At 53.1% G+C, this 13,771-nt stretch carries 10 protein-coding genes and 1 riboswitch; of the genes, 6 read left to right on the plus strand and 4 right to left on the minus strand.

Annotated elements, in window-relative coordinates:
• Positions 1-24: 24 nt before the first annotated feature.
• Complete coding sequence (locus tag ACQUQM_RS16585) at positions 25-912, minus strand: phosphotransferase (protein ID WP_432470987.1); 888 nt, start codon at positions 910-912, stop codon at positions 25-27.
• A gap of 33 nt (positions 913-945) precedes the next feature.
• A riboswitch (TPP riboswitch) is annotated at positions 946-1,068 on the plus strand.
• Positions 1,069-1,102: 34 nt separating this feature from the next.
• Between ACQUQM_RS16585 and thiB the strand changes: the two genes are divergently transcribed.
• From thiB to ACQUQM_RS16605, 4 genes are all read left to right on the plus strand, one after another.
• Positions 1,103-2,080: a thiamine ABC transporter substrate binding subunit gene (thiB, locus tag ACQUQM_RS16590; RefSeq protein ID WP_432470988.1), complete on the plus strand. Its 978-nt coding sequence runs from the start codon at positions 1,103-1,105 to the stop codon at positions 2,078-2,080.
• Between the two features lie 10 nt (positions 2,081-2,090).
• Positions 2,091-3,701 carry an ABC transporter permease subunit gene (locus ACQUQM_RS16595; protein WP_432470989.1) on the plus strand — a complete coding sequence of 537 codons (1,611 nt, stop codon included), beginning with the start codon at positions 2,091-2,093 and terminating at the stop codon, positions 3,699-3,701.
• A complete protein-coding gene (locus ACQUQM_RS16600) occupies positions 3,694-4,302 on the plus strand; it encodes an ATP-binding cassette domain-containing protein (RefSeq protein WP_432470990.1) in 609 nt (202 codons plus the stop codon). Before ACQUQM_RS16595 ends, ACQUQM_RS16600 begins: the two co-directional genes overlap by 8 nt.
• A gap of 201 nt (positions 4,303-4,503) precedes the next feature.
• On the plus strand, positions 4,504-5,376 hold the full coding sequence (locus tag ACQUQM_RS16605; RefSeq protein WP_432470991.1) for an EamA family transporter: 873 nt from the start codon (positions 4,504-4,506) through the stop codon (positions 5,374-5,376).
• A 180-nt stretch (positions 5,377-5,556) separates the two neighbouring features.
• Here the strand turns inward: ACQUQM_RS16605 and ACQUQM_RS16610 are convergent, their stop codons facing one another.
• From ACQUQM_RS16610 to ACQUQM_RS16620, 3 genes are all read right to left on the minus strand, one after another.
• Positions 5,557-5,718 (minus strand): hypothetical protein, encoded by a 162-nt coding sequence (locus tag ACQUQM_RS16610; protein WP_432470992.1) that lies wholly within the window; start codon positions 5,716-5,718, stop codon positions 5,557-5,559.
• A gap of 106 nt (positions 5,719-5,824) precedes the next feature.
• Positions 5,825-7,003, minus strand: a complete 1,179-nt coding sequence (locus tag ACQUQM_RS16615) for an ABC transporter substrate-binding protein (protein ID WP_432470993.1) — start codon at positions 7,001-7,003, stop codon at positions 5,825-5,827.
• A gap of 48 nt (positions 7,004-7,051) precedes the next feature.
• Positions 7,052-8,890 carry an adenylate/guanylate cyclase domain-containing protein gene (locus ACQUQM_RS16620; protein ID WP_432470994.1) on the minus strand — a complete coding sequence of 613 codons (1,839 nt, stop codon included), beginning with the start codon at positions 8,888-8,890 and terminating at the stop codon, positions 7,052-7,054.
• A 167-nt stretch (positions 8,891-9,057) separates the two neighbouring features.
• On the opposite strand from ACQUQM_RS16620, the gene ACQUQM_RS16625 reads away from it, so the two are divergent.
• Positions 9,058-10,389: an ABC transporter substrate-binding protein gene (locus ACQUQM_RS16625; protein ID WP_432470995.1), complete on the plus strand. Its 1,332-nt coding sequence runs from the start codon at positions 9,058-9,060 to the stop codon at positions 10,387-10,389.
• Between the two features lie 90 nt (positions 10,390-10,479).
• On the plus strand, positions 10,480-13,755 hold the full coding sequence (locus ACQUQM_RS16630; protein ID WP_432470996.1) for a cation:proton antiporter: 3,276 nt from the start codon (positions 10,480-10,482) through the stop codon (positions 13,753-13,755).
• Positions 13,756-13,771: the final 16 nt, after the last annotated feature.

Below are 13,771 nucleotides of genomic sequence, written 5' to 3' on the forward strand. Positions count from 1 at the left end.
AACTACTTACTCAAAGGCGTCGATTCAGGGTTCAGGGAAGGGAAGGGAATAATCCAATAACCGCTTGGCCTGACTAATTCGGTCAGAGTCGATATCAGTACCTCGTTCCCTGGCCGCATACCACAGATTCTCGAGAGCCTCAGTATGCCAGAGAGATAGTATCAAGCCGGTTTTGAAGTCTGTCGGTGATAAAGCCTGCCAGGCAGGTAAATTGGCGATATCCTCTACAGAAATACCAAACTGACGGTTCAATGCCGCAGCATCAAACCACGGATTACCTATCCCTGCATACTCCCAGTCCAGCACCACTAATCGCCCGTCATCCAAACACAGATTCCCCCGGTGAAGGTCATGATGCGTGAGACATTCAGGCACCTCGGGCAACGCCTGGTTAATCGACTCAAGACGTTCGAGCAAAGCTATCCAGACACTATTTTTCTGTCCTGCAAACAGATCCCTATAACGCTGATACAGCGCAGGATAATCGAAACAGGGGCCTGTAATAATCTGTTGCCACTGTCTGACGGCCTGAAGCAGCAAAGGTGTATAACTACGCGATTCCTGAGGTTTCGGTGAAATGCCATGATCACTCATCAGACACCATCCCGCCTGCCAGTCGTTATGAAGCACCCTGGGCGCCCAGTCATACCCCTGAATCAGGGTCAGAACATCCGCCTCTGACTGGCGATTAACCCCAAATGCTTGCGTATCATCGGCGCTTAATCGCAACACCAGTGGCTGGCCAGGCAGATGGGTACGGAACAGAGCATTTGTAGTACCAGTCCCCTCGATTGGCAGCCACGTGACCGGTGCACCCAAAAAAACATTCACCGCTTTGAAAATGGATTGAGTCTTAGCCGTGTCTTTGTCTTGTGGCAAGAGAGGCTGCTGCCCTGTAGGCCGGGTTGTCATAGCTTCTCCTCTGGCGGTGCGGTAAAATCACCCAACGTCTTATCGGGGTGCCGAAATAAAGAAAGCAGAGCATAAACCTGCTTGTCTGGCTGAGAGTTTAACCCGTAGAACCTGATCCAGTTAACTACTGGCGTAGGAAATAAGCGGATCCTTCCGGACTTTCGCCAGCTTTCCCGCCATCGAAGGCACCATGAAGAAGCTACTAACCCTGCTTACCTGTTTTAGCCTCAGCATCCCGGCATTTGCAGCTGACCTGACGGTTTACACTTATGACTCCTTTGTTTCTGAATGGGGCCCCGGACCACAACTGGAAAAGGCTTTTGAAGCGCGCTGCGAATGCGACCTGGAATTTATCGCAGTGGAAGACGGGGTCAGCATTCTTAACCGTCTGCGCATCGAAAAGGATCGCACTAAGGCAGATGTTATTCTGGGAATTGATGATGCACTCATCGAAGAAACCCGCCGTGAAGATTTGGTTACCCCCCATCAACTGCCTCTTGATGGCCTGAAACAAGAGCTGCAATGGCAGGATGAGGATTTCCTGCCGATCGACTATGGCTACTTCGCCTTTATATACGACAGCCAGAAGATCACTACTCCGGCCTCTTCTCTCAAGGAGCTGATCGAATCTGACGCCAGCATTATCTATCAGGACCCCCGTACCAGCACACCGGGCCAGGGGCTGATGCTCTGGGTCAAATCAGTATACGGAGAGCAGGCAGACCTGGCCTGGCAGCAATTAGCTCCCCATACCCTGACTGTCACCAAAGGCTGGTGGGAAGCTTACAGCCTGTTTCTGAAAGGCGATGCCGACTACGTATTAAGCTATAACACCTCACCGGCCTATCATGTAGTAGCTGAAGGCAAGGATCAGTATCGCGCTGCGCTCTTCAGTGAAGGACATATTGCGCAGATTGAGGTCGCGGCAATTACCCGGGTCAGCAAAAATCCGGAGCTGGCACGGGACTTCCTGGCCTTTTTAGTTTCAGCCGATGCCCAGGCGATTATTCCCACCAGCAACTGGATGCTGCCGGTCATTGATAGCGTGGCTCTGCCTGAAGTATTTAACCAGCTGATCGCCCCAGAGCGGATCGGATTCACTCCCACCGAAGTAGCACAGCAACGCCGTAACTGGATCAGGGAATGGCGCAGCGAAACCTCGCGCTAGCCCAAGTCTGATGCCGATTAGAATTGCTGCAGGGTTAGCGCTGACCGCTGTCGTTCTGATGACTGTACTGGCCTTTCAGGGGCTGATTGGTCTCAGCAATGAAGGGCCTGACTGGTCGCTGCTTAGTGACCCCTACTTTCATCAGATTCTGCAATTTACCTTTAAGCAAGCACTGCTCAGCGCCCTGATCTCGGTACTGCTGGCCTGGCCTGTCGCCCGGGCTCTTTTTTATCTGCCAAATCTGCCGGGACGTCGCTCCTTTCTCGGCCTGTGCCTGCTCTGCTTTGTGATGCCTACACTGGTGCTGATCACCGGGCTGGTCGCATTACTGGGGCGCTCTGGACTGGCTACTCCGCTGCTTGATGCAATTACGGGAGAACAATGGAATCTCTACGGCCTCAACGGCATTCTGCTGGCCCACATATTGTTGAATATGCCTTTTGCTGTACGAGTGTTCTACCAGCAACTGCAGGCTATTCCCGATAGCAGCTGGAAACTGGCAGCCCAATTGAAACTTACAGAGTTTCAACGGCTAAAAATAATTGAATTACCGACACTGCGGCACACCGCCCTGATGCTGTCCGGCTTTATATTCATACTCTGTTTTAACAGCTTTGCGATTGTCCTGACCCTAGGTGGCGGCCCCCGCTCCACTACCCTGGAAGTCGCCATTTATCAGGCGCTGAAATATGACTTCAACATCCCGGAAACCCTCACACTGGCGTGGACCCAGCTGCTTATCGCCGGTAGCCTTTACCTGCTGATTTCACGACTAGGCACAACCGCATGGTTATCGCTGGATACTGACTGCAGGGAACACACGCCCGCAGCCAAAGGCAGCGGCAAACGCCTGCTACAGTTAACCTATTTCACCGCCTGGCTGGCGCTATTACTACCTATACTTGCGCTGTTTCCAGGACTGCTACAGGATGAGCTGAGCCGGTTTGAGCTGAACGAGCTTGTGCAGCCCACTCTGATCAGTATTGGCCTGGGGGTAACTGCCGCATTGGCAGGCATAATGTTGGCTTACCTGACGCTGCAACCGGTGCGTGACGCAATTATCAGCGGCCATCGTCATCGTCAGGTATTGTTCGAGTGGCTTGCTGTGCATAACCTGATCGCACCCGCCATGGTGGTATCCGTAGGGCTGTTTGTGTTTCTGCTGCCCCTGATGGACCTGGAACGATGGGGGATGCTGTGGGTGGCGTTATTGAATACCGCGGTGGTCTTACCCTTCGCAATCCAAAAGCTAAAGCCCCGGCTGCTGCAGTTCGACAGCCAATACCACTTGCTGACCCGCTCTTTGAAACTGAATCAGTGGCAACGTTTACAGATAGAGTGGCCCTTCCTGCGATCGGTACTGGCACCGACTTTCGCTCTGGTTCTGGTGCTGGCTATGGGTGATGTGGCGATATTTTCCATCTTCGGCACACAGGACTGGACCACCCTGCCCTGGCTGATTTACGGCTACGCGGGTACCTATCGAATAGCGGAGGCAAGCCTGGCATCGCTGTTACTTTTGGCGCTTTGCGCGCTGATCCTGTGGGGGATAGAACAGCTACAAAGTACAAGAAAACGCAGCGATAAAAAGCCCCCAATTGAGGGAACTCACCATGCTTAAGATAGACAATCTGACACTGGAGCGTGACAACCAGTTGCTAGCCTATAATTTCGACGTTCAGGAGGGGCAGATACTGGCCATTCAGGGGCGCAGCGGGGTTGGCAAAACCAGCTTGTTTAGCGCTATAGCAGGCTTTCTAAAACCCCGCTCCGGCAACATTCTCTGGCGTGGAGAATCTTTACTGAAGCTGAAAATCGAACAAAGACCGGTGAGTCTGTTATTCCAGGACATCAACCTGTTCGAACACTTGAGTGTGAAAGAAAATCTCTGCCTGGGTTTTTCGGGTGATGCTCCCTATGAACAGCTACTTGAAGCAGCTACACAGCTCAATGTCGACCAGCAACTGAATAAACGACCTGGCGGACTATCAGGCGGACAGCGTCAGCGCATCGCCCTGATCCGAACACTGCTACGCCCCGAGCCTTTGATATTACTGGACGAGCCCTTTGCCGAACTGGATCCTAAGACCCGTGAACTGGCAACTGAATGGACCCGTAATACGGCAAAGGCCAATGGCAAGACAGTACTGATGGTGACCCACCAGGCCGAAGACGTGGAGCGAGTGGCTGACCTTTGTTTAGATCTGGACCGGGCCAACTGACAAAAATGCAGCGCTGCAAAATGATCGCTTTTTTATGTCTGAAAGCCAGCTAGGTAAGGGGCTCCTTCCATAAACCCTCAGCCAGCCTCAAGCACAAAAAATATCATGACATTGTGATATTGACGCTTGTCTGTTTTATACAACGTTAACGTAGAATACGCGGTTTACAGTAATTCCCCCGGACGATGGAGCTATAAACGCATGTGGATCCTGTTTACCTTACTGGCGGCATTTATGCAGTCATGGCGCAATGCTTGTCAAAGCCGTCTGAGTAAAGAGGTCAAAGTTGCCGGGGTGACACTCGCCCGTTTCTTATGGGCAGGGCCGATAGCGTTGGTCTATTTAACCTGCCTGTACGCCTGGCATAATCCGGGTATTCCCGAGTTCAGCCAGCTTTTTATACTGTTTGTATCAGGTGCTTCAGCCATGCAGATCCTGGCGACGGGGCTTATGGTTAAACTGTTCAAGCTACAGAATTTTGCCATCGGCGCAGGCCTTGCCAAGAGTGAGGCCATTGTTGCTGCGGTGCTCGGGGTCCTGTTTTTTGGCACTTCACTGTCATTGCTTGGCTGGGCCGGTGTGGTTCTCGGCGCCTTAGCGGTGTTTTTTATGAGCAGCAGACAAGGATTGAGAAGCCTGTCACTGAAAACAGTGGCTATAGGGCTTTGTTGCGGCACTTCATTTGCGTTAACGTCACTCTGGGTACGTGAAGCTAGTCTGAGCTTAGACGTGCCTTTCCCCTATAGTGCAGCCTGGGTGCTGGTGTTCGTGATAGGTATTCAAACCTTGGTACTACTAGCCTATCTGGGAACGCAGGACAGAGACACGCTTAAGGCTTTGTGGCTACGCCCTAAACTGACTTTGCTAACAAGCGCCACCAGCTGTGTCGGCTCAATCGGCTGGTTCAGCGCCATGTCACTGCAGGCAGTACCTTATGTTAAAACCTTAGGCCAGGTCGAAGTCTTCTTTACCCTGTTGATAGCAACCTTTTGGCTTAAGGATAAGGTGCGCGTTAAAGATATACTGGGATTATTCCTTATCGCGGTGGCTGCCATCATGGTGATGTGGAGTTAGCCTGTTTATGCAGAAATACTTACCCCATATTTCTGTTGATAACTCTGTGGAAACTTTGGGCAGAAGATAGCCGGAGAGCAACCAGGACTGGGCTTTCAGCTGTAGTTCAATCTATGACCATAAACGAGATTCAGTGCAGACTTCATTCAGGATCATTCCCCCCTGTTCAGATCCAGTCTCTCAGCCGCCATAGCCAACGGTGGATGTTGGTAACATACCCTTGAAAGCGTCGGCAACAGCCTGAAACACCGGTTTCAGGTCAAACACATAAATGGCCAGATAGAAAAGCGCCATTAACAACATCACACTAAACATAAACCGCAATAATTTCTCAATACCCATGTTTTTTTTACTCCGTTACGGGCCCAAAGATCTTTTTCTTGATAAGTAACCTGCGAATACGCCCCTTAAGCATAGCTACAACTGATGGTTTGGCACTGCCTGGAAGCTAGTCGGCAAGTTTGCGGGGCTCGACCCTGGAGTGGAACAGGAACTGGCCATCACGCACCTGCATCACAATGGCACTTTTCACGGGATCACCGGAACCGGGGTAGGTCACATCGCCAGTTATCCCAGGATAGTTATTGCTCGCCGCCAGACCGTCACGAATAGCCTGCGGAGTGATACTGTGCTGAGTTTTAACAGCCTGCAGTAATAAACCGAAGGCATCATAGGTCAGCGCGGCGATATCATCCGGCGCACGGCCATATGCCAGCCGATATCGGCTGACAAACTCCCGTGCCATGGAGTCGGTACTATCGCTAGTATAGTGAGTGCTGAAATATGCACCTTCGATGATACGGCGATGAACCGTCGGAATCTGAGCCCAGCTGTCGCTGCCCAGTAATTGCAACTGAAGGCCTGATGCTTTCGCCTGGCGCACCTGACCGGGCACCTCGTTGTGGTAGTTCGGCAGAAACAGCGCCGGACTCCCGCTGGCACCGATCCGGGCCAGATGTTCTCTGACATCAGGGGCATCCCGGGTATAGGACTCAAACGCGACGACCTCGCCGCCCAATGCTTCAAAGGTGGTTCTGAAAACCTCAGCAAGACCCCGGTTATACTCGCTGGAAATGTCGAACAACAGGGCGACGTGTTGCAGCTTCAATTCTTCACGGGCGAACCGCGCCATAATCCGGCCCTGAAAGGTATCGATAAAAGCGACCCGGAACACCCAGTTTTTGTCGCGCGTAGTATCAGGATGGGTCGAGCCGGGACTGATCAGCGGAATTTCTGCCCGCTCAGCTACTCTTGCTGCGGGAATAGCATTGCGGCTTACCTGAGGGCCGACAATCACGTTGACGCGGTCACGATTAATCAACTTCAGGGCCGCACTCACCGCCATTGACGCCTGGTCCTGGTTATCCTCAATCAGCAGTACCAGCCGGACCGGTTCCCCGGCGATTGATAATGCGCCACTATCATTGATCTCCTGCAAAGCTAACTGAGCCGCCTCAACCGAGGATTTCCCCACCTTGGATAGCGGCCCGGTGATTGGCGCAATCAGACCGATTCGCAGCTCCGTGCCGTTCTTTTCCTGATCACTGCAACCAACCAGAATCAAACTCAGGCTCAGGCTCAGAAAAGCCAGAGCAATTAATCGAGTTATCCTGGTCAACCTGTGCATATAACACTCCCATATCGCCAACGGTTCAGAAGCAATATTGCGCAGCGATCACTTATGCCCTTGCAAGATATACGTGTGCATCTTGCCTTTGCCTTTTACCTCAATCAGGCCACGGTCTTCAAAGTCATACTGGTCCTTGAGGTAGTTATAGGTCGTTTCTGTTACCTGTATCCGATCCTTCAGGCCCTGGGACTCCATCCTGGCGGCGGTATTTACCGCATCTCCCCATATATCGTAGATGAACTTCTTAGTACCTATCACGCCAGCGACTACCGAACCGCTGTTAATTCCTATCCGCATACGCAGCTTGGTGCCGTGATTACGGTTAAAATCTTCAATCACCACCAGCATATCCAACGCCATATCCGCTATGGCTAAAGCATGATCGTCCCTTGCCACAGGAAGCCCTGCACCGATCATATAAGCATCACCAATAGTTTTAATCTTTTCTAACCCGCGCGACTCGCAAAGCTGATCAAACTCCGAAAATATTTCATTCAACAAACCAACGACTTCACGGGCCGGAAGGTCAACTGACATCGGGGTAAAATTGACAATATCGGCGAACAGGATAGTTACATCAGAGAAGTTGTCGGCGATAGTTTCTTCACCTTGTTTAAGCCGCTGAGCAATAGGGCCAGGCAGAATATTGAGCAGCAGTTGCTCAGACTTCTGCTGCTCCACTGACAACTCTTCAAGCGTGCCCTTCAAACGATCAATCATGTGGTTAAAGTTATCCGCCAGGGTTCCGGTTTCATCCTCTGTCAGCACCGGGGCCCGCTGACTCAGATCACCGGCGGCTATTTTGTGGGTTGTCTCTGATACCGCCAGTATTGGACGAGCGATCTGACGGGTAATCAGATAAATGCCCACAGCCAGCATCGCCACAGCCAACAGGCCGAGGAGCAGCATCATCCTGGCCAGTCGGGTAGCAGGCTGCAACGCTTCGCTCACAGGAATCTCGGTAAGCAGTGCCAGCTCCAGCGCCGGTAACCAACGATAGCTGCCGACCACCAGTTCCCCGGCATAGTTACGATAGATTCCCGACCCTGCTTTGCCTTTAACTGCCGCGTCGATCCCTTCGCTATGTACCCCCCGGGGTTGCGCTTGATCGCGCATGTATGCGGTCGCCAGAAAACGGCTATGGGCATCAACCAGATATGATTCTCCCCGCTCGCCCAGCCCCGTACGCTGACTGACAATATCGACCAGTACCGGTATTCGAACATGCGCTGCGAGTACGCCAACCGACACTTCGTTAGGTCCCAGCAAAGGCGTGGCCACGGTCAGGGTTGCTAAGCCGTAATCCGGTGATGGATAGACCGGCTGGATATAAGGCTTGCGCCGTCCCTGGGTAAAATACTTATAGCTGAGGTGATACTCACCTTCATGGCTGGAATTAGTGGAAAAGAACACCTTGCCACCCGTTTTGCTCAACAGCAGGATCTCGGTCAGATCCGAGCCTGCTGCAGCACCATAGTGAAGGAAAGTCGAACGAAATAAACTATCGGCCATTCTCATATAGGCCGCTTGATAAGCCATCGTTCCCGGTGACTGCTGCAACAGCCGGAACACATTTTTTTGTAGACCATCAAGAGCAGAGATCCCCTGCACAATCTCAATCTGATCTTTCATAAAGCGGTTAATCTGTTGCTCTTTCTGATCGGCAATCAGCTCGAACCGGGCCACGGCCATGCCTTTAAGGGTATCCGCAGACAGCAAAAAAGACGCTGCGGCTAAAAACATCACCACTGGTATAGAAACAAACAGAAAATAGGCTGTCATCCGGGCCTTCAAATGCTTTTTCAGCAGCCCCATACCATTAGCCTCATATAAAAATTTACCGCCGCCAACCACACCTAAAGGGTAGCGGACTTTTTCAGACACCGGGGAGAATCAACGCCGGGGCCTGCCGCCTGAGCTAATATTAGTTTAAATACGCCTGAGGCTTACGCAGTTAGCAAAGCTATTGAAGCCAGGCAACAGACCGATTCAGCGCTGCAACAACAGATGATGAGTACAGTTTCAGCAGTGACGCCCAGGAGGAATTGCAGATGCACGATAAGGGTTCCGGGCAGTGTTCAGGCCTGAGCCAATCTTCCCGACGCCGGCTATCCCGCCGCCGTATACTCCAGCAGGCAGGCTGCGCGGCCATACTGGCCCTGCCTCTTGGTCTGCTTCGGGCACAGCCTGATAACAAGGCGATCAGAATAGGGGTCATGGGGCCCTTCACCGGCCCCGCCAGCCAGACAGGGCAGGCAATCCGGCAAGGCGCCATTATGGCTCTGGAGGACGCCCGGGCTGAAGGGGAAGTCCCGGTAGCGGTCGATAATAAATTACAGGATATCGATCTGGTCTGGATCGACAGTGCCTCAGATCCGGACACTGCGGTTAACAATATGATCAGGGCTGTTACCCAGCATGACGTGGGCCTGTTACTCGGAGGCTGGCATTCAGCCGTGGCGCTGGCGGTTATGGATGCTGAAGTCCCCTATCAGATCCTGCACCTTGGTCACCTTGGAGAATCTGAGACAATAACCGATAAAGTGCGCAACTCCCCCGGCATGTACCGGGGCTGGTTTAAGGGCTGGCCATCCCCATCGAAGGTTACTGCACTGTATGGCGAGCCGTTACAGCATTTTCAGAATAAGGGGTTATGGCAGCCCGAAAACAATAAAGCGGCGGTGATGGTGGAAAACTCCACCTTCGGCAGAAGTTGGGGAGATGCCCTGCGCGATAGTCTGAAGCAGGCAGGTTTGGAGCCTCTCCCCTACGACCTGACTGAACTTACACAAACTGACTTTCATTCCCTGCTGGACAAGTACGAACGGGAACAGGTCTCTCTGGTCGCGATGACAACAACCGGCAGTGCCGCCGCGACCAGTTTCGTCAGACAGTTCCGCCAGCGAAAAATTAAAGCTCTGCTACTGGCACATGGCCTGCGATGGTTTGAAAACTGGTATGAACTCACCGCTGACAGCTCAGATTTTATAATCACCATGGACTCGGCAATGCCCATCGCCCTGTGGCAACAATGGTGGGTACGCCGCTATAGTGCCAGATTTAAGCAACCGCCCAGCATTGCGGCCGCCGGTTTGCATTACGATTACACCCGAATGGCGATCAGGGTACTGAATTCTGCCTCTACCCTGAATCTCGATGAGCTGACAGAAGCGGTCTACCGAACCCCTTATCGCGGGGTATGGAATCGCTACCGTTTCGTCAGCGACGCAACAATCAGGGAACAGGAGATCCACGAGGTGGTTACCGGCAAGTTCATGGAAGGTTTCTTTTTCCCGATGGCGCAGCTATTTGGTGGTCAGGGCAGAATTATCTGGCCGCCAAAATATGCTGAACAGCATTTCCGTGCCCCTCCCTGGCTCTAGCCCGGGCATATTTTTTGAAGGCCAACACAATGTCTACAGGTTTCTATCTCAGCAATTATTCCAAAGCCCCCCCTGTCGAAGGCCAGCACTATGCATGAAACATTCTTCCTGGTACTTGGCCTGGTCGGGCTACTCACTGTCGCCAGTTTGCTGCTGCCGCTGGCCAACCGCATCAGCTTTCCCTACACCGTGCTGCTGGCACTTGCCGGCGGCATACTCGGCGCAATCACGATGGCAATGGGGGAAGGCACACATCCGACTATTCTGAGCGACTTTCTCAGTTCCCTTCAGGCATTGGATATCACCTCGGATGTGGTGTTCTTTGTCTTCCTGCCGGCGCTGATTTTTGAATCGGCCCTGAACATTAACGCCCGTCACCTGATGGCCGATATCGGCCCGATCTTGCTGCTGGCCGTGATTGGATTACTCATCTCTACACTGTTAGTGGGAGTTTCGATCTGGAGTCTTTCCGGTATGGGCCTGGTCATCTGCTTACTGGTAGGCGCTATCGTATCTGCCACCGATCCGATCGCTGTGATAGCCATTTTCAAGAACCTGGGCGCGCCGAAACGGCTGACCATTCTGGTAGAAGGGGAAAGCCTGTTTAATGATGCCACCGCGATCGTCGTTTTCACGATCCTGGTCGCAATTCTGACTAAAGGCGCCGAGGCTACCCTGCTGTCGGCGACCGGACGTTTCCTGACGGTATTCCTTGGCGGCATTCTATTGGGGCTGATCACTGGTTGGTTATTCGCCACCATTATCGGTCGCCTGCGCAACCTGCCTCTGGTCGAGATAACCCTGACTATCTGCCTGGCTTATCTGAGTTTCATGTGGGCTGAGCATTACCTGCACGTATCCGGCGTAATGGCCGTAGTCACCGCCGGACTAATGATAAACTCCTTTGGCCGCACTAAGGTCTCCCCCGAAACCTGGCATGCCCTGACCGAAACCTGGGAAGAACTGGCATTCTGGGCCAACTCCCTTATCTTCTTCCTGGTGGGTCTGCTGGTGCCGAAGGTTCTGTCCGATATCTCCGGCGCCAGCGCCATCGCCCTGCTGGCCCTGACTGTCACCGCCTTCCTCGCCAGAACACTGGTGCTCTTCGGCGTGCTTCCGTCGATGAACCGGCTTGGCTGGGGGCAGCACATCAGCCCGGCATTCCGCACCGTGATGCTATGGGGCGGATTGCGAGGTGCCGTATCTTTAGCACTCGCGCTGGTCATTCTGGAATCACCGGGTATCAGTCCCGAGGTGCAGCAGTTTATTGCAGTACTGGTCACCGGCTTTGTCTTATTTACCTTATTCGTCAACGCACCGACGATGGGCATGATGATGCGTTTCTTTAAGCTTGATCACCTGCCTCCGGCGGAGCAAGCTATCCGAAACCGGGTGATGGCACTGACGCTGTCTCAGGTTCGTACCGGGCTGGAACAGGCTGCTGATGATGAAAAAATTGCTCCCCGAATAGCCTCTGCGGTCGCTGACGATTACCATCAGCGCTTATCAAACATTGAAGCTACTATGGCGCAAGCCGGCCACTTGCCCGATGAGATGATGCAACAGGTCGGTCTGGCTACCCTGGTCAATTACGAACGGGAGCTATACCTGAAACGGTTCTCCGAAGGGCTGATATCAGCCAGTATTACCCGCACTCTTATGGCTCAGGCCGATGACCTGCTGGACAGCGTTAAGGAAAACGGGATCGCCGGCTACCAGCAAACCCTGGAAAAACAGTTAGGTTTCGGCTCTCTGTTGCGGGCAACGCTGTTACTACAGCGTCGTCTGGGCCTGAGCTGGCCGCTGGCACGCTCACTGGCAGACCGTTTCGAGGTATTGCGGGCGACTAAAATCGTACTTAACATACTTATCAGCTATAGCCGGGAACAAACTCCATCTCTGCTGGGTAAAGCAACCGCAGATCAGCTGTTGCAGCGCGTAAGTGATCGTCTGGTGCATACCCGCCAAGCCCTGCAGGCATTAGAGCAGCAGTATCCAGACTATGCCAAAACCTTGCAGCAACGCTATCTGGCGCGGACGGCTCTGCGCCTGGAGGAAGCAGGCTATCGCCGCATGCTCGATGACCGGGTGATCAGCCAGGAGATATTTAATGGTCTGGTAAGAAATCTGGACCAACGCAGCCACACCCTGCATCGTCAACCACGTCTGGACCTTGGATTAGAGCCTGACAAACTTGTCGCCAAAGTCCCCTTCTTCGATAACCTGCCACCCGACCGACTCGCAGCCATCGCCCGGTTGCTAACCCCCCTGTTGGTGATTCCAGGGGAGCGAGTGATCCGTAAAGGTGAGCCCGGTGATGCAATGTACTTCATCTCCAGCGGTGCTATACAAGTTGCAGTCGAGCCGCAGCCGGTATTTCTGGGCAGCGGTGACTTCTTCGGTGAATTGGCATTACTCACCCGGGCTCCTCGTAATGCCGATGTCATCGCCATGGCCTACTGCCAGCTATTGGTCCTGCAGAGCCAGGATTTCCAGCGACTACTGGCAGCAAATCCCAGCCTGCAGGAGCAGATACACCGGGTTGCCCGTGAGCGCCTCGGTGTAGAAATAGTCTCTGGCAGCAACGAGCAGGTATCAGCTCCGGAGGCAGATAATGGAACAGATCCAGCTATACTATCTAACAACCCAGCTAACAACCCTGCTGCTCCCCCTGCTGACACCCGGACCATCACAGAGGACCCTATGAAGGATCAAAGTCTGGCGCATAAAAATCCTATGAATGAAGCGCGCTTCTGTGCACTTTATGCACGCAGCAGCCATTCAGGCAGAGCGGACGGCTCTGTTCCTCTCTATGACGAGCTGATCAGGCTGTATAACGAACCCCATCGGCACTATCATGCCGCCCGTCACATCGAGCACTGCCTCAGGGAGTTTGACCTTGCCCGGGAGCAGATGGAAACACCGGATGCCGTTGAGCTGGCACTCTGGTTCCATGATGCAATCTACGACCCTAAGGCGCGGGATAATGAACAACAAAGTGCTGATCTGTTTACCGTCAGGATGGGCGACCGGATCGATGCCAGGCTGGCACAGGAAGTGGTTGAGCTAATTCTGCTTACCCGGCATAAGGAAGTACCACAAACACTGGATGGAAAGTTCACCGTCGACATTGATCTGTCCGGTTTCGGCCAACCATGGCAAGACTGCCTGCAAGACACCAAAGCAATTCGTGCCGAATCGCCCGATATACCGGAGGCAGACTTTTTAAACCGGCAGACCCTGTTCCTCCAGTCACTGCTGGACCGTCCGCAGCTATATACCTCTGCGTTTTTCAGCCAGCGCTATGAAGCCCAGGCGCAAGCCAACATTCATAAGCTGATACAGATCCAGAAGCTTGATCCGTAGACTCGGGCAGGATAGT

This window comes from Amphritea sp. HPY, from assembly GCF_050870985.1.
In the GTDB taxonomy this organism is placed as follows: domain Bacteria; phylum Pseudomonadota; class Gammaproteobacteria; order Pseudomonadales; family Balneatricaceae; genus Amphritea.

Bases quoted from the DNA above. Each gene is read 5' to 3' on its own strand.
- ACQUQM_RS16585 (WP_432470987.1), bottom strand. From the start codon at position 912: ATGACAACCCGGCCTACAGGGCAGCAGCCTCTCTTGCCACAAGACAAA.
- thiB (WP_432470988.1), top strand. From the start codon at position 1,103: ATGAAGAAGCTACTAACCCTGCTTACCTGTTTTAGCCTCAGCATCCCG.
- ACQUQM_RS16595 (WP_432470989.1), top strand. From the start codon at position 2,091: ATGCCGATTAGAATTGCTGCAGGGTTAGCGCTGACCGCTGTCGTTCTG.
- ACQUQM_RS16600 (WP_432470990.1), top strand. From the start codon at position 3,694: ATGCTTAAGATAGACAATCTGACACTGGAGCGTGACAACCAGTTGCTA.
- ACQUQM_RS16605 (WP_432470991.1), top strand. From the start codon at position 4,504: ATGTGGATCCTGTTTACCTTACTGGCGGCATTTATGCAGTCATGGCGC.
- ACQUQM_RS16610 (WP_432470992.1), bottom strand. From the start codon at position 5,718: ATGGGTATTGAGAAATTATTGCGGTTTATGTTTAGTGTGATGTTGTTA.
- ACQUQM_RS16615 (WP_432470993.1), bottom strand. From the start codon at position 7,003: ATGCACAGGTTGACCAGGATAACTCGATTAATTGCTCTGGCTTTTCTG.
- ACQUQM_RS16625 (WP_432470995.1), top strand. From the start codon at position 9,058: ATGCACGATAAGGGTTCCGGGCAGTGTTCAGGCCTGAGCCAATCTTCC.
- ACQUQM_RS16630 (WP_432470996.1), top strand. From the start codon at position 10,480: ATGCATGAAACATTCTTCCTGGTACTTGGCCTGGTCGGGCTACTCACT.